The following is a 16,519-nucleotide window of genomic DNA, read 5'->3' as shown; positions in this document are numbered from 1 at the left end:
CACTTAGTTTAAAAGAATATTTTATCTTTTAGACGATCTAAACTTTTCGGAGTTCTAAAATTTCGGGTCTTTCCGAGTTATCGGAAATAGTTCCGCTTCGGGCAAACTCAGCCCAGAGCGCTCTCAGCTTTTTCCCGTTCTCATGAATATATTCCCAAGGAATATTTTTTAGTAGTTCCGAAGTTTCCCAGGCATGTTCATTCTCAAAAATCAAAGGAAGATCAATACAATGCGACGCTCCGATAGAGTTATGTTTTATTTTTGAATGAATTTTAAAGAGGTAAATATTTCCGCCGCCTTCCGCATAGTTTTCGGCAAAAATGCGAGCTGGTTTTTCATAAATAAATTTTGTTGTTGCACGAACTATTCTGTTGAGAATAGGATCATTCAGGTAAGTGTACATGCCATCTTCGGCAGTTTTTACATAAAAAGCAGTCTCATCATGATTTAAGCCTATTAACACATCATATTTTTCCGCATTCTTTTTCCACCGCTCAAGACTTTCGTTTTCTGTACACAAAGGAGGATAACCATACTGTAAGCAGAAAGGCATTGATGCTTTCAGACCATATTTGATCACCGAAGGCAAATGTTGTGTGTATTCCGAAATCATTTTCACAACGTCTGTCTCATCTTTCAAATATTCTGTTTTCCTGAAAAGTTCTGCAGACATTTTCTGCCTTTTATGTCGAAACCCTAAAGGAGCACTATGAATGATCAGTCTTTGAAATAAATTTTCAACGCCCTCAGAAATGATAAGATGTGCAATAGCATCTCCTCCGGAAGATTGTCCGAAAAGAGTAATGTTTTCAGGATGTCCGCCAAAGCTTTCGATATTCTTTTTAATCCACCGCAAGGCTTCTATAATATCAAAAAGCCCAAGATTGGGAGGTCTCTTTTCATCTCCGCCTAAAAATCCGAAAAGCCCAAGACGATAGGAAACTGAAACAACAATGATATTTTGTTCTTTCACCCAAAGTTCAGGATCAGAAGTAGGAAGATCGCCACAACCGACTTCATAGGACCCGCCATGAATCCATACTACAACAGGTAGCTTTTCCTTTTCTGTAAAATCTCCGGGACGAGTAACGGTGAGGAATTGCGATGACTCCTCCACTTCGAACTTTTCCAAATCCGTTTTTTCTATCAACCTTTCTAAAAGCGGGCTTATTATCTGCGGACAAACGGGTGTTTTTTCTTTGAAAATGATGTCTGATTCAGAGGGATCTACCGGAACCGGCATTTTATATCTTTCAGAATAGGCATAACGAATACTTTTGGCTTTGATAACACCATTTTCTTTTAATGCTATGATCTTTCCAAGGGGAGTATGAAAAGTATGTGTTCCTATGTTTTGATGTGACGTCATTAAAAACAATAACTTTACTTTTTAAAATTAAGCTTGTTTTTTCAAAAATCCGAATTATTTTTCGTTTTTAACACTTGATCTGATATTAATTAAAGCTCTGAATTTACTGACGAAATTATTGTTTAGAACATAGTTAATAGTTTTCGGCGCACCTGCGGTGCGCCGAAAACTATTATTTTTTCAATATTTTCTTTAAAACCTTTGTTTTCCCGTCAATAGGCTGGTCTATTTTTAATTCTAGTATTTCAGCAATTAATGGATATACATGGACATTCGGAAACTCATCAATGACCAAATTATTTTTGAATTCTGCTCCCCAAGCTAAAAAGGTCGCTTTCATTTCGGGAACTATTCTTGGATTATATCCATGCTTTCCAACAGAAGTTGTTTTTCCTTTCGGTAAAAATACTTTTGGCGCTTTCGGAACCAACAGAATCTGTCCTATTCTGTTATATTTATCGTCTTTGGTGGCAAAATGAAGATATTTTGGAAATTTTTTATCCAGGTATACTTTATAGTCATCTGTTTTCTGGGCCTTTAATTCTTTAAAAACCGATTTAACTTCGGATGGGTTCTTAACATAAATTCTTAATAAGGTCTGGGAATTATAAAAGTCGAACCTTTTTTTGTCCATTAGAATTTCCGGTATTTCCAAAGGGTTTCTGCCGTCCACTTTGATCATTCCATGATCAGAAACAAAGATATAATTCACATTTTTCAATCCCAGATTATTTACTTTTCGAACCAATTCTCCAATAGCTTCGTCAACAAGATGAACAGCATTCTCAGTTTCTTTACTATCCGGGCCATAATGATGACCGCTTCCATCTACTTCAGGAAAATATAATGAAATAAAATGAGGGCGTTTATCCATTGGTAATTGTAGCCAATGGACGACCTTATCTACTTTTTCAGAAGGTGTGAATTTTTCGTGATACGGGTAATAATAGGTGGGTCTTTTACCTCCGGCGTCGCTTGCAGAACCTACCCACATTAAGGAAGCGGAGACCATTCCTTGTTTCTCGGCTAATCCCCAAAGCGGAATTCCACCGTACCAGCTTCCGTCTTCGGCATTTTTCCGGTCACTCATTGCATATCCTTCTTTTCTTTGATAATCATAAAAATAATTATCGATCAAACCATGATGAGATGGATAGAGACCAGTAACCAGGCTCCAATGATTCGGGAAAGTGATGCTTGGATAGCTTGGAATCATCGCCTTGGATTGAACGCCTTGCGAAGACAGCTTTAAAAGATTTTCAGCTTTGTATTTCTGAGCATAGTCATAACGAAAACCATCTGCAGAGATCATGATGACATAAGGCTTTGTTTGTGCTTCCACGCTGTTATATCGATTCGGAATCACTATTTGAGCCGTATCTATATCGCCTTTTTGGGCAAAAACAAATAACGAAATAAACAGCAAGAATAATTGCATTCCACGCTTCATGAGAAAAATTTTCAGCAAAGTTACTATCTGTATTCCGCTGCTGAAAGTTTGGCAGGTTAAAAAAACATTAAAAGCTCTTTTTAGAATTGTTGTAAATAAAAAAGCCGCTGAAAAGCGGCTTTTTTATTTATTCTTTAATTAATTTTTCATAAGATAAAGTTCCGTCCTTTAAAGTGATCTCGAAATAATAGCTTCCTGATTTTAAATCGGAAACCGAGATACTTTCACCATCCATTTTTACAGATTTTACTTTTCTTCCTGATGATTCGTAGATATCAACAGATTTTATTTTATCAAAGTTTTTAAAGCTTACCGTTTCTTTGGCCGGGTTTGGATAAAGAACCACTTTCTTACTTTCTGCCAGAGCAGCCTCTTGCGTTCCCAGAGTAGCAGCCATATTTAATGTCGCATATCCTCTGTTGGTAGAACTGTGTTGAGTAATGGTTGTACTTCCTCCTCTGGCAAAGAAAATAGGGATGGGTCCTGCCGCATTAGGAATTGCCATATCTCCAGCTCCCCCAGTCAGTGATCTTGTCGCAATTACAGTTCTTGTGGTACCTGAAACCGTATTAGAAGTTTCTGTCCAATCCTGGCCACCAGCATCAGGAGATGGTGCCGTTCCAACTCCATTAAATGTATAATCCCTGTTAGCAGTTGCGTTATATATAAATCCATCAGCACCATCAGCCATGCCATCTCCTACTGCTCCAAATCCTATTCCCAAATAAGAAGTACTGTTTCCCGTAATTGTTAAAGTAGCCAGAGTTGGTGTAGTTTCCAGCCTTACTGTCATTCCTGTTGCTCCCAGACTTACTGTCCCAGAAGAAAATTGCGCTCCAACGATCCCTGCAAGAGCTAAACTTAGTGTTAGTAAAACTTTTTTCATATTCAATTTTTTAAGAGGTTGATGATTTCTTTGTTATTGGTTTGTAGGGCATATTCAAATGGAGTCATTCCCATTGAATCTTTTTTAGACTTATCAGCTTTATGCTTTAATAATAATTCTATCAATTCTTTATTCCCGAATTTCACCGCCCAAAATAATGGTGTGGATCCTGTAGAATCTGCAATATTGGGATCAGCTTTCTTCTCTAATAAATACTCTACGAGTTCTTTATTATACTTTACAGAAAGGCCAGCTAATGCCGTTCCTTCCTGACTTTTATAGTTAATGTCTTTTACGTTATCCATCAAAAATTTAGCCACTTCTACATTTCCCCTATAGCATGCTAAAATAAGCGGAGAAAAGCCATTTTCATTAGCCTGGTTGATGACGTCCGGATTCTGCTTCATCAGTTCTTTTACTTCTGCTACTGTTCCGGTTCTTGCAATATCAAAAATTGATTTTGCTTTTTCCTGGGCTGAAAAAAATGTACAACTCAGGAACATACTTATTATTAAGAGTAGATTTTTCATTGTTTTACCAGTGCATAATTATATTCAACATTTACCGTTTCAGCAATTTTTTTCGTAACCATTTTAGGGATCTTCACATTAAAATCCGCTGGTCTTGCTACGAAGCCTCCCTGCATATATATTTTCCCGTCTTTAGCATATATGGTTGCAGAAGAAGTAACTGCTTTATCCACTCCATGGAAGTTGAGTTTCCCTTGAACTGTATATTTCTGAGGAGAGGTTGTAAGTTTGGTTTTATCGAAGTTCAAAATCTTTCCGGTAAAAGTGGTTTTGGGATATTTTGATGATTCGGCATAGCTTTCATTGAAATGTTCTTCCATTAATTTCACTTTAAAATGAAAGTTTTTAACGGCAGAAATAGAAGCGATATCTCCCGTATCCGCGTTCAACACCACCACATTAGTGTCATCCTGTGCAAAAACATCCTCAAATAAAGGAACTGATGCTTCAAACGTTACCTTCCCTGTTTTAGAACTGTATTTCTGCGCCGAAATCAGGTTGCTGAACAGTAACGTGACAATGATTAGTATTATATTTTTCATTTCTCTATTTTTTCTGTTTCTAATTTTCTACCAGACCGTCGGCTTTCCATTTGATGAAAATATTGATCTGAGTTTGGGTTAACGCCCCTCCTTGCGGCATTTTCCCAGGATCACCATTAGGTCTCTGAATCCTGTCCAAAATATTATCAATATGTGTTTTAACCTGGTCATAATTCGTCAAAGCCTGTGCTCCCGGAGAATGGCAGGATACACAATTGGCTTCTACTATTGGTTTTACATCTTTGTTATACGTTATTTTCTCAACAATAGGCGTGTTATCTGAAATTTCTTCATAGGTTCTGCTTTCACAAGCGATTAAAGTAATGGCGAGTGATGATATATATATTATCTTTTTCATTTTAAAAAACTCTATAAAGATTAAACCCAAAGAAAATATGACCTTTTCCCCACTCCCCCGTCGCATTGGATAAATATCCGATATCGGAATTGAGCTGGGAATTGGTGAACAAAAGCTGGAAAACATGTCCCCCGGTTTCTATATCTACTCCTAATGACAACGGGTTTTTATAGAAACTGTGATTATCAAAATTGACAAAATATTCCGCATTTACCGAAATTCTTTTGGAGACTTTATAACGTCCCCCTAATCCGGCCAAGAACTGATTTTTGTCTTCTATATTCGGATCATATAAATTTTTATGAATATAAGAAGGACTTAACTGTAAAGAAAACTTATCATTAAACCTTCTTGAAATTAATGCCTGTGTAAGGTAAGAAAGCCGATCCCCAAATTTCAGATGCGGATAGTTATCTTTATCCAAATCTGTATTTACACCCATTACATTGTATCCTACAATGTCTACGGGGAAATTTTCATTTTGCTTTACCAGTTTATATTTGGCCGCTCCTTCAAATGTTTTCATATTGGTTTCTCTGGAAAGGCTTAAAGAAAGTCCATCAGTTACACCATAGATCACTCCTAATTTGGTGGAAGCATCGTCTAATCCAAAAAAGTTTTTGAAGCCGGTACTTATATCTCCAAAACGGTGTGCCACCACAATATACCATTCATTTTTGGCAGTGAGCTTGGTAGATTGACCGGTAACGACCTGTAAGGCTTTAAAAGCAGGTGGTGAAGTTTCGGTTGTCTTGAGTGTGTCAATATCTTTAAGCAAATCTTCCTGGGAATAGGCAAGATTTGAAATCAATACCGACAAAAATAAGAGAGTTTTCGTCATATAATTTTCAATTAAAATGTATATAACAAACTTATCGAGTTATGGTTTCAAAAATATGTGATAAAAGTCACCTACTGCATTGTTTTTATCAATCATAGAATTAAAAACATTAAACAATATTTATTAGATTGTTCTAACATTTTCATTAGCAAGTATTTGTATTCCGTCTCTAGTCTGTACAACTTCTCCTTCATTTTCCATTTTTTTCAATACCCTGCTTACAACTTCCCGCGAAGTTCCCAGGTTGCTGGCAATTTCTCTATGAGTAAGCTTAATAGGGTTATTTCCTGTGAGTGAAATCTGTTGTTTCACGTAGCTGAGTATCCTTTTATCCAGTCTGTGGAAAACAGCTTCATTGACCATATTCATGACATCAGTAAATCTTTTGTCATATTCGTGATAGAAGAGTTTATTAATCTCAGGGAAACGGATGAGCCAATTGTGCAAAACGGAAGCGGGAATCAGCAATACTTCCGAATCCTCTTCAGCGATCGCATATACTTTGCTGGTGTAATCCCCAAAAATGGAAGCAAAGGTCATCAGGCAGCTGTCGTCCGGCCGGACATAATAATAAATAAGTTCGCGGCCGTCATTCAGGGAATAGACTTTTATAGATCCTTTGATTAAAAAAGGGACATACCTTATCTTTTGCCCTTCCCGTATGATTTCGGTCTTTGCTTTTATTGTATCTATTATGGCATGTTTCTGCATTTCATCAAAGAAATCACTACCCAGGAACCCGAACTTATTGATTATAAACTGATGATCTATCATATCCATTACATATTTAAGACAAATATATAAAATTGAAGTATTGATAAGACAGTATAGGATTAAACTTTTATTACAAATTATCAATAAAACATAAATATATTTTTAAAATCCAACAGATTTCATCACTATCATTTAAAATATCAAAAAAGCATAAAAAAATGCCTCAAATAAATTTGAGGCATTCTGATTTATTTTTTAGATAAAAATCTTAAGCTTGTACATTGTTACCACCTAATACGAAAGGCTCAACTTCTTTGATTTCACCAAATTGTTGCTCGTAGTTAGCGATGTTTTGTTGAAGAGCAGATAAAACTCTCTTCGCGTGAAGTGGAGCAAGAATAACTCTTGATCTTACTTTAGCTTGTTGAACACCTGGCATTAACTGGATGAAATCTACAACGAATTCTGATGGAGAGTGGTTTACCAATGCTAAGTTAGCATAGATTCCAGCAGCTACCATTTCATTTAATTCAATGTTGATGTTTCCGTCTTGATTTTGATTTTGATTGTCCATGTTTTTTTAAAAAATTTTTAATTTTTATATCTTAAATTATAGACTACGAATATAAATCATTTAGAATTTAAAATCCGTAATCTATAATTAATTTTTTAGTTAATATCCTCGAATTCTTTCTTAGAACCTACGATTACACTCTGATATTCTTTAAGACCTGTACCTGCAGGGATTCTGTGTCCTACAATTACATTTTCCTTAAGACCATTCAGTTCATCAACTTTACCTGCAACCGCTGCCTCGTTAAGTACTTTCGTAGTTTCCTGGAACGATGCTGCAGACATGAATGATTTAGTCTGAAGAGCGGCTCTTGTAATACCCTGTAGTACCGGCGTTGCCGTAGCAGGAAGCGCTTCTCTTACTTCTACTAATTTCTGATCTTCACGTTTCAGCTTGGAGTTCTCGTCTCTTAATTCTCTTGCTGTAATCATCTGACCTGGTTTGAATTCTTTAGAATCTCCAGCATCTACAACTACCTTAAGACCGAATACTCTGTTGTTCTCTTCCAAGAAATCATACTTATGCTCTAAAGCACCTTCAAGGAATTGGGTATCACCTCCATCAACAATTTCTACCTTCGTCATCATTTGTCTTACAATGATTTCAAAGTGTTTATCATCAATTTTCACCCCTTGCAGACGGTAAACTTCCTGAATTTCATTCACCAGATATTCCTGAACCGCAGTTGGACCTTTGATTCTTAAGATATCTTCCGGTGTGATAGAACCGTCAGAAAGCGGTGCTCCCGCTCTTACGAAGTCATTCTCCTGAACAAGAATCTGGTTTGATAATTTAACTAAATAAATTTTTCTTTCCCCAGTTTTAGCCTCAACGATCAATTCTCTGTTACCTCTCTTAATTTTTCCGTAAGAAACTACCCCATCGATTTCTGTAACAACCGCCGGGTTTGAAGGGTTTCTTGCTTCGAATAATTCGGTAACTCTCGGAAGACCTCCGGTGATATCCCCTGCTTTTGCAGATTTTCTCGGAATCTTGATTAAGATTTTACCAGCTTTAATTTTTTCACCGTCGTTAACCATTAAGTGAGCTCCTACCGGTAAGTTGTAAGCTTTTTGCTCAACACCTTTAGAATCTACTACTCTCAATGTAGGTACGGCTTTCTTATTTCTGGATTCAGAGATTACTTTTTCTTCAAATCCTGTCTGCTCGTCAATTTCAAGCTGGAATGAAACCCCCTGGATAATATCTTCGTATTCTACCTTACCAGCCGTTTCAGCAATGATAACCGCATTATAAGGATCCCACTTACAGATAATATCTCCCTTCTTCACTTTATCACCAGGCTTTACTGCCAATACGGAACCATAAGGAACGTTGGCAATCATTAGCGGAGTTCTGGTTTCGTTATCAGCTACCAATCTGAATTCTGTTGAACGGGAAACCACAACCTCAGCCGTGTTACCGTTTTCATCTTCAGAAGTAATGGTTCTTACTTCATCCATTTCTACGATACCGTCTCTTCTTGCAACGATAGAAGGGTTTTCTGATACGTTTCCTGCAGTACCCCCTTGGTGGAAGGTTCTCAATGTTAACTGAGTTCCCGGTTCCCCGATGGATTGTGCTGCAATTACACCTACCGCTTCACCCATATGGATTACTTTACCGGTTGCTAAGTTTCTTCCGTAACATTTCGCACAGATACCTTTCTTAGCTTCACAGGTTAATGGTGAACGAACTTCAACTGCTTCTAATCCTGCTTCTTCAATTCTCTTAGCCAGCTCTTCGTTGATTACCTGATCTGCTCCAGCGATTAATTCATCTGTTTCAGGATCATAAATATTATGAAGGGAAACTCTACCTAAGATTCTTTCAGAGATTTTTTCAACGATCTCATCATTTTTCTTAAGTGCAGTAACTTCAGTACCTCTTAGAGTACCACAGTCGGCTTCCGTTACGATAACGTCCTGCGCTACGTCTACCAATCTTCTTGTCAGGTAACCCGCATCAGCTGTTTTAAGAGCAGTATCCGCAAGACCTTTACGTGCACCGTGGGTAGAGATAAAGTATTCAAGGATCGAAAGACCTTCTTTAAAGTTGGCAACAATCGGGTTTTCGATGATTTCCGCTCCGGTAGATCCGGCTTTTTGCGGTTTTGCCATCAAACCTCTCATCCCTGATAACTGACGGATCTGTTCTTTAGAACCCCTCGCACCAGAGTCAAGCATCATATATACAGAGTTGAATCCACCTTGGTCAGATTTCATTCTGCTCATGATCATTTCCGTTAATCCCGCGTTGGTGTTTGTCCAAACGTCAATTACCTGGTTATAACGTTCCGTATCTGTAATAAGACCCATGTTATAGTTGGCTCTAATTTCGTCTACATTTTCAACAGCCTGAGCAATCATTTGCTTCTTCTCAGCAGGAACTACGATATCTCCTAATGAGAATGAAAGACCTCCTTTGAATGCATTTGAATATCCTAAGTCTTTCATTGCATCCAGGAACTTCACTGTTGTAGGGAAGTCTGTGTCAGCAAGAATCTTACCGATAACATTTCTTAATGATTTCTTCGTTAGAAGCTCATTGATATATCCTACTTGCTTAGGTACAATCTGGTTGAATAAAATTCTACCTACTGTAGTTTCAATTAATCTTGTTACTAATTCTCCGTTTTCTTTAACCGGTAATCTACATCTTACTTTCGCATTTAAAGAAACTTTCCCTTCAGCATAAGCAATTTCCGCTTCCTCCGGAGAATAGAATGCCAATCCTTCACCTTTTACTTTATAGTCTTCTGTAGAGCTTGCTTCTTTAGTCATGAAATAAAGACCAAGAACCATGTCCTGAGAAGGTACAGTAATAGGAGAACCGTTAGCAGGGTTCAGGATGTTTTGAGAACCTAACATCAATAACTGAGCTTCAAGGATTGCTTCCGGGCCTAACGGTAAGTGTACCGCCATCTGGTCACCATCGAAATCGGCGTTGAATGCCGTTGTTACCAACGGGTGTAGCTGGATCGCTTTACCTTCGATCATCTTAGGCTGGAAAGCCTGGATACCCAGTCTGTGAAGCGTAGGTGCTCTGTTCAGTAGAACAGGGTGGCCTTTCATCACATTTTCAAGGATATCATATACTACAGGTTCTTTTCTATCAATAATTCTCTTGGCAGATTTTACCGTTTTTACAATACCTCTTTCAATTAGTTTTCTAATGATAAACGGTTTGTACAATTCCGCAGCCATATCTTTAGGAATACCACACTCGTGAAGCTGTAAGTTTGGACCTACAACAATTACCGAACGCGCAGAGTAGTCAACCCTTTTTCCTAATAAGTTCTGACGGAAACGCCCTTGCTTACCTTTCAATGAATCTGAAAGTGATTTCAACGGTCTGTTTGATTCAGATTTTACGGCTGAAGATTTTCTTGTATTATCAAATAATGAATCTACTGATTCCTGAAGCATACGCTTCTCGTTTCTCAAGATTACTTCAGGAGCTTTGATCTCCAATAATCTCTTCAAACGGTTGTTTCTGATAATTACTCTTCTGTAAAGGTCATTAAGGTCAGAAGTTGCGAAACGTCCACCATCCAATGGAACCAATGGTCTTAATTCCGGTGGGATAACTGGAAGCACACGCATGATCATCCACTCAGGCTTATTGATCATTCTTGTATTGGCACCTCTTAGCGCTTCTACAACATTCAATCTTTTTAGAGCCTCAGTTCTTCTTTGCTTGGAGCCTTCATTGTGAGCTTTGTGTCTTAAATCGAAAGACAATGCATCAAGATCGATTCTTTTTAAAAGATCTTCCACAGCTTCAGCACCCATTCTGGCGATGAATTTATTAGGATCTGAATCATCCAGATACTGGTTCTCAACCGGAAGGGTTTCTAAGATATCAAGATACTCTTCTTCTGTTAAGAATTCCATGTGATCAAAATCGGAACCATCTAATTTTTTAGCAATACCCTGCTGAATCACTACATATCTTTCGTAGTAGATAATCATATCTAATTTCTTAGAAGGGATTCCTAACAGGTATCCGATTTTGTTTGGCAATGAACGGAAATACCAAATGTGCGCAATTGGAACTACAAGATTGATGTGCCCGATTCTTTCTCTTCTTACTTTTTTCTCAGTAACTTCTACTCCACAACGGTCACAAACGATCCCTTTGTAACGAATTCTCTTATATTTACCACAAGCACATTCGTAATCCTTTACAGGACCAAAGATTTTTTCACAGAACAACCCGTCTCTTTCAGGCTTGTGTGTTCTGTAGTTAATAGTTTCCGGCTTTAAAACCTCCCCTCTCGATTCCTGAAGAATTGATTCCGGTGAAGCTAAACCGATGGTTATTTTATTAAATCTACTTGATTTATTTTTATTTGACATAATTTTTATTTTGATTAAAAGATTAAAAGATTGAAAGATTTAAAAATTACTTTCGCTCTTATCATCTCGGAGTTCATTAATTCTTTAATTTTTTAATAATTAAATCTTTTAATTTACTCCTCCAATCTTACGTCTAATCCAAGACCCTGTAGCTCGTGAAGTAATACGTTGAAGGATTCCGGAATACCTGGTTCAGGCATTGCTTCTCCTTTTGCGATTGCTTCATAAGTTTTCGCTCTACCAATCACGTCATCCGACTTCACAGTCAGGATTTCTCTCAGGATATTGGATGCTCCGAATGCTTCAAGAGCCCAAACCTCCATCTCTCCGAATCTCTGACCCCCGAACTGAGCTTTACCTCCTAACGGCTGTTGAGTAATCAATGAATAAGGACCAATAGAACGTGCGTGCATCTTATCATCAACCATGTGTCCTAATTTCAACATATAGATTACCCCTACTGTTGCAGGCTGTGTAAATCTTTCTCCGGTACCACCATCATAAAGGTGAGTGTTACCAAATCTCGGAAGACCAGCTTTATCTGTATATTCAGTAATCTGATCAAGGCTTGCTCCGTCAAAGATAGGCGTAGCGAACTTCATTCCTAATTTCTGACCAGCCCATCCAAGAACTGTTTCATAGATCTGACCGATGTTCATACGGGAAGGTACCCCCAATGGATTCAATACGATATCTACCGGTGTTCCGTCTTCAAGGAATGGCATATCTTCTTCACGAACGATTCTTGAAACAATACCTTTGTTACCATGACGTCCTGCCATTTTATCTCCAACATTCAGTTTACGTTTCTTAGCGATGTAAACTTTAGCCAGCTTCATAATACCTGCAGGTAGCTCATCTCCAATAGAAACTGCAAATTTTTCACGGTTTTTAACTCCCTGGATATCGTTGTATTTGATTTTGTAATTGTGAATTAATTGTTTGATCAATTCATTTTTATCAGCATCAACAGTCCAGTCTGAACCACTAACATTTACATAATCTTCAACTGAAGTCAATAATTTATGAGTAAACTTCACCCCTTTACCGATGATTTCTTCATCCAGGTCGTTTTTCACTCCCTGAGAAGTTTTACCGCTTACGAGTGTATTTAATTTTTCAATTAAAGTGTTTCTCAAATCATCAAACTTAGCCTTGTAAGTGTTTTCAATTTCTTCAAGCTTAAGTTTTTCTTCAGTTCTTTTCTTTTTATCTTTAATATTTCTTGAGAACAATTTCTTATCGATCACAACACCTCTTAATGATGAGTCCGCCTTCAATGAAGCATCTTTTACATCACCGGCTTTGTCACCGAAGATCGCTCTTAGAAGTTTTTCTTCAGGAGTCGGGTCTGATTCACCTTTTGGAGTGATCTTACCGATCATAATATCTCCAGGCTTCACTTCAGCACCGATTCGGATCATACCGTTTTCGTCAAGATCTTTGGTAGCTTCTTCAGAAACGTTTGGAATATCTGCTGTCAATTCTTCCATACCTAATTTGGTATCACGAACTTCCAATGAATATTCATCTACGTGGATGGAAGTAAACCAGTCTTCACGTACAACTTTTTCGTTGATTACGATCGCATCCTCGAAGTTGTACCCTTTCCAAGGCATGAAGGCAACCACCAGGTTTCTACCAAGCGCTAGCTCTCCATTTTCAGTAGCATACCCGTCACAAAGTACCTGCCCTTTTTCTACCGTATCACCAACTCTTACGTTTGGTCTTAGTGTAATGGTTGTACTTTGGTTGGTCTTTCTGAACTTAGTTAAGTTATAAGTTTTAGTAGCAGATTCGAATTGTACTAAATCCTCATCTTCACTTCTTTCATATTTGATAACAATTTTGTCAGCATCTACATATTCTACAACACCTGTACCTTCTGCATTAATTAAGATTCTTGAATCTTTTGCAACTTGCTGTTCCAGACCTGTACCTACGATCGGAGCCTGTGGCTTCAATAGAGGAACTGCCTGACGCATCATGTTCGATCCCATCAATGCACGGTTCGCATCATCATGCTCCAGGAATGGAATCAATGAAGCGGAAATACCGGAAATCTGGTTAGGGGCAACGTCAATAAGGTCAACCTGATTAGGCTCTACCACTGGATAGTCACCATCCAATCTTGCAATTACCCTGTCTGTACTGATGCTACCGTCATCATTCATTTCAACGTTGGCCTGAGCAATTACTTTAGCTTCCTCATCTTCAGCATTTAAGTAAATCGGATCTGAATTCAAATCAATTTTACCGTTTTCAGCTTTTCTATATGGTGTTTCAATGAAACCTAAAGTATTAATTTTTGCATAAATACCTAAAGAAGAGATCAAACCGATGTTCGGTCCTTCCGGAGTTTCAATCGGACAAATTCTTCCGTAGTGGGTATGGTGAACGTCTCGAACCTCGAACCCTGCTCTTTCTCTTGATAAACCTCCAGGCCCCAATGCAGATAATCTTCTCTTGTGAGTAATCTCTGATAACGGGTTGGTTTGGTCCATGAACTGAGAAAGCTGGTTGGTACCAAAGAACGAGTTGATTACAGATGTCAACGTTTTAGCATTCACAAGATCAAGCGGAGTAAAGATTTCGTTATCTCTAACGTTCATTCTTTCCTTGATTGTTCTTGCAATTCTTGAAAGACCTACACCAAACTGTCCTGCCAATTGCTCACCAACAGTTTTAATTCTTCTGTTTGATAAGTGGTCGATATCATCAACCTCAGCTTTAGAGTTTACAAGCTCGATCAAGTGTCTTACGATCGCAATGATATCTTCTTTTGTAAGAACCTCAGTGGTAGTCGGGATGTTTAGACCTAACTTTTTGTTTAGTCTGTAACGTCCAACCTCACCTAATGAATATCTCTGCTCAGAGAAGAATAATTTTTCAATGATTCCTCTTGCTGTTTCCTCATCTGGCGGATCTGCATTTCTTAACTGACGGTAAATATATTCTACCGCTTCTTTTTCAGAGTTGGTAGGGTCTTTTTGTAATGTATTCTGGATGATAGAGAATTCATTGCTGTTTTCTTTATGAATCAGGATAGATTTCACACCAGCATCCAAAATAAGATCTAAATGTTCTTTTTCAAGAACAGTTTCTCTATCCAGGATGATTTCGTTTCTTTCGATAGAAACCACCTCTCCTGTATCTTCATCTACGAAGTCTTCGAACCAGGTGTTCAATACTCTCGCAGCTAATGTTCTTCCTTCTACTTTTTTAAGGGCAGCTTTAGAAACTTTCACTTCTTCAGCAAGGTCAAAAATCTGAAGGATATCCTTATCAGATTCATATCCGATTGCTCTTAATAATGTCGTTAATGGCAATTTTTTCTTACGGTCGATATACGCGTACATTACGCTGTTGATATCAGTTGTAAATTCCATCCAAGATCCTTTGAAAGGGATAATTCTTGAATAATAAAGTTTAGTTCCGTTGGCGTGGTATGTTTGTCCGAAGAATACACCAGGTGAACGGTGTAACTGGGTAACGATAACTCTTTCAGCACCATTGATGATGAAAGAACCACTAGGCGTCATGTAAGGAACCGGGCCTAAATATACATCCTGAACTACGGTCTGGAAATCTTCGTGCTCAGGATCTGTACAATACAATTTAAGTCTTGCTTTCAGAGGAACTGAATACGTTAAACCTCTTTCCACACACTCATCGATTGAATAACGTGGAGAATCTACCAGATAGTCTAGGAATTCTAATACGAATTGGTTTCTGGAATCCGTAATAGGGAAGTTTTCCTGGAAGGTTTTGTATAAACCTTCACTCCTTCTGTCTTCAGGAAGTGTATCAAGCTGGAAAAATTCTTTAAAGGACTCGATCTGGATATCCAGGAAGTCCGGAGTAATGATTTTTCCTTTCGCTGATGAGAAATTAATTCTCTGATTTCCCTGAGTTGTTGCTGTTGTTTTACTCATAAAACTTTAAAGAAAGGGGTTAAAAAATATTTTGATTTCATTAAAAAAATATCAGAAGAGAGTAAAGAGAAAAGAGGCAAGAAAAAGAAAAAGCAAGAAAATTTTGGCGCAATCATCGGTCTTTGTTCTTTATCCTTTATTCTTAAAGTCTTCAATCTGACTTCTAACTGCAACACTGGTATATCTTTTCACAGCGTAATGCAAAATATTTTTATTACTTTTGAGGCAGAAATTACCGCAATATCTATATACACGAAATCCCTTTCATAAATATGAAAGAGCTGATTCATAATATTTTACAGATTTACAAACAATTATTCGCGCCAAAAGAGGAGCAAAGATACAAAAAGTTATCCACATTCACAAATAAAAAACCGTTTCAAAATGAAACGGTTCTATTTTTTTGCTACAATCCCAGGCTATTGTTTCCAGAAAGTCCAAACACTTCCGTTGAAAACAGCTAGAAGTTTAGCAGTTGTATCATAAACCATCATCCCGGGGGCAGGATTTATGATATTAAGGTGCGGACTGGCCACTTTAGGAAGAACCATAGCCTTATTGGCATCCTCCAACACCAGAATTCCCGGTGTAGCTGTAGGAGTACCTATAGCAGTTTTTGCCGTAGAATTTTCCACAGGAGCGTTTTGGATAGTAGCTCCATCCACACTGGTTAAAGGATCAACTGTAGTTCCTGTAAGAATAGAAAGATCCTTCCAGCCGGAAGCATATTTTACTTTTATTTTCTTATCGGTAAGATCGTAAACCATGGTCCCGTTTACAACGCCTGTAACCGCCCCTGTTGAGGTAACCCAGGGAAGAATCATTCCCCTGTTTGCCGTTCCGAAATCTAATGAAACAGACGGAGAGGCAACAGATACTTTTCCAATTGCAACCTGCGCAAACAAACTATTAAAAAATAATGCTGCGATAAGTATGAATATATTTTTCATGTTAATTTC

At 37.8% G+C, this 16,519-nt stretch carries 12 protein-coding genes; all 12 read right to left on the bottom strand.

The annotated features are described in order from the left end of the window. Nucleotides 1-37: 37 nt before the first annotated feature. Entirely contained in the window at nucleotides 38-1,369 is a 1,332-nt protein-coding gene (locus BCF58_RS00935) for a carboxylesterase family protein (protein WP_121459928.1), read from the bottom strand. A gap of 172 nt (nucleotides 1,370-1,541) precedes the next feature. After that, on the bottom strand, nucleotides 1,542-2,819 hold the full coding sequence (locus BCF58_RS00930; RefSeq protein WP_121459927.1) for an alkaline phosphatase family protein: 1,278 nt from the start codon (nucleotides 2,817-2,819) through the stop codon (nucleotides 1,542-1,544). Nucleotides 2,820-2,946: 127 nt separating this feature from the next. Next, the gene (locus BCF58_RS00925) at nucleotides 2,947-3,705 is read right to left on the bottom strand and encodes a T9SS type A sorting domain-containing protein (RefSeq protein ID WP_121459926.1); all 759 of its coding nucleotides are present in this window, start codon (nucleotides 3,703-3,705) and stop codon (nucleotides 2,947-2,949) included. A gap of 2 nt (nucleotides 3,706-3,707) precedes the next feature. Continuing rightward, the gene (locus tag BCF58_RS00920; protein WP_121459925.1) at nucleotides 3,708-4,235 is read right to left on the bottom strand and encodes an ankyrin repeat domain-containing protein; all 528 of its coding nucleotides are present in this window, start codon (nucleotides 4,233-4,235) and stop codon (nucleotides 3,708-3,710) included. Next, nucleotides 4,232-4,777, bottom strand: a complete 546-nt coding sequence (locus tag BCF58_RS00915) for a YceI family protein (RefSeq protein WP_121459924.1) — start codon at nucleotides 4,775-4,777, stop codon at nucleotides 4,232-4,234. The genes BCF58_RS00920 and BCF58_RS00915 overlap by 4 nt, the downstream gene beginning before the upstream one ends. A 19-nt stretch (nucleotides 4,778-4,796) precedes the next feature. Next, entirely contained in the window at nucleotides 4,797-5,135 is a 339-nt protein-coding gene (locus tag BCF58_RS00910) for a c-type cytochrome (RefSeq protein ID WP_228434699.1), read from the bottom strand. A gap of 1 nt (nucleotide 5,136) precedes the next feature. Further along, nucleotides 5,137-5,976 carry a DUF5777 family beta-barrel protein gene (locus tag BCF58_RS00905; RefSeq protein ID WP_121459922.1) on the bottom strand — a complete coding sequence of 280 codons (840 nt, stop codon included), beginning with the start codon at nucleotides 5,974-5,976 and terminating at the stop codon, nucleotides 5,137-5,139. Between the two features lie 123 nt (nucleotides 5,977-6,099). Continuing rightward, nucleotides 6,100-6,750 (bottom strand): Crp/Fnr family transcriptional regulator, encoded by a 651-nt coding sequence (locus BCF58_RS00900; RefSeq protein WP_228434698.1) that lies wholly within the window; start codon nucleotides 6,748-6,750, stop codon nucleotides 6,100-6,102. Between the two features lie 208 nt (nucleotides 6,751-6,958). Continuing rightward, the gene (locus BCF58_RS00895) at nucleotides 6,959-7,264 is read right to left on the bottom strand and encodes a DUF3467 domain-containing protein (protein WP_121459920.1); all 306 of its coding nucleotides are present in this window, start codon (nucleotides 7,262-7,264) and stop codon (nucleotides 6,959-6,961) included. Between the two features lie 95 nt (nucleotides 7,265-7,359). Continuing rightward, nucleotides 7,360-11,625: a DNA-directed RNA polymerase subunit beta' gene (gene rpoC, locus BCF58_RS00890; protein ID WP_121459919.1), complete on the bottom strand. Its 4,266-nt coding sequence runs from the start codon at nucleotides 11,623-11,625 to the stop codon at nucleotides 7,360-7,362. Nucleotides 11,626-11,738: 113 nt separating this feature from the next. After that, nucleotides 11,739-15,560 carry a DNA-directed RNA polymerase subunit beta gene (rpoB, locus tag BCF58_RS00885; RefSeq protein ID WP_121459918.1) on the bottom strand — a complete coding sequence of 1,274 codons (3,822 nt, stop codon included), beginning with the start codon at nucleotides 15,558-15,560 and terminating at the stop codon, nucleotides 11,739-11,741. A gap of 419 nt (nucleotides 15,561-15,979) precedes the next feature. Further along, nucleotides 15,980-16,510 (bottom strand): hypothetical protein, encoded by a 531-nt coding sequence (locus BCF58_RS00880; RefSeq protein ID WP_121459917.1) that lies wholly within the window; start codon nucleotides 16,508-16,510, stop codon nucleotides 15,980-15,982. Nucleotides 16,511-16,519: the final 9 nt, after the last annotated feature.

This window comes from Chryseobacterium defluvii (genome assembly GCF_003634775.1).
GTDB classification, from domain to species: domain Bacteria; phylum Bacteroidota; class Bacteroidia; order Flavobacteriales; family Weeksellaceae; genus Chryseobacterium; species Chryseobacterium defluvii.
This window is presented reverse-complemented; position numbering and strand designations above follow the sequence as displayed.

Bases quoted from the DNA above. Each gene is read 5' to 3' on its own strand.
- BCF58_RS00935 (WP_121459928.1), bottom strand. From the start codon at position 1,369: ATGACGTCACATCAAAACATAGGAACACATACTTTTCATACTCCCCTT.
- BCF58_RS00930 (WP_121459927.1), bottom strand. From the start codon at position 2,819: ATGAAGCGTGGAATGCAATTATTCTTGCTGTTTATTTCGTTATTTGTT.
- BCF58_RS00925 (WP_121459926.1), bottom strand. From the start codon at position 3,705: ATGAAAAAAGTTTTACTAACACTAAGTTTAGCTCTTGCAGGGATCGTT.
- BCF58_RS00920 (WP_121459925.1), bottom strand. From the start codon at position 4,235: ATGAAAAATCTACTCTTAATAATAAGTATGTTCCTGAGTTGTACATTT.
- BCF58_RS00915 (WP_121459924.1), bottom strand. From the start codon at position 4,777: ATGAAAAATATAATACTAATCATTGTCACGTTACTGTTCAGCAACCTG.
- BCF58_RS00910 (WP_228434699.1), bottom strand. From the start codon at position 5,135: ATGAAAAAGATAATATATATATCATCACTCGCCATTACTTTAATCGCT.
- BCF58_RS00905 (WP_121459922.1), bottom strand. From the start codon at position 5,976: ATGACGAAAACTCTCTTATTTTTGTCGGTATTGATTTCAAATCTTGCC.
- BCF58_RS00900 (WP_228434698.1), bottom strand. From the start codon at position 6,750: ATGATAGATCATCAGTTTATAATCAATAAGTTCGGGTTCCTGGGTAGT.
- BCF58_RS00895 (WP_121459920.1), bottom strand. From the start codon at position 7,264: ATGGACAATCAAAATCAAAATCAAGACGGAAACATCAACATTGAATTA.
- rpoC (WP_121459919.1), bottom strand. From the start codon at position 11,625: ATGTCAAATAAAAATAAATCAAGTAGATTTAATAAAATAACCATCGGT.
- rpoB (WP_121459918.1), bottom strand. From the start codon at position 15,560: ATGAGTAAAACAACAGCAACAACTCAGGGAAATCAGAGAATTAATTTC.
- BCF58_RS00880 (WP_121459917.1), bottom strand. From the start codon at position 16,510: ATGAAAAATATATTCATACTTATCGCAGCATTATTTTTTAATAGTTTG.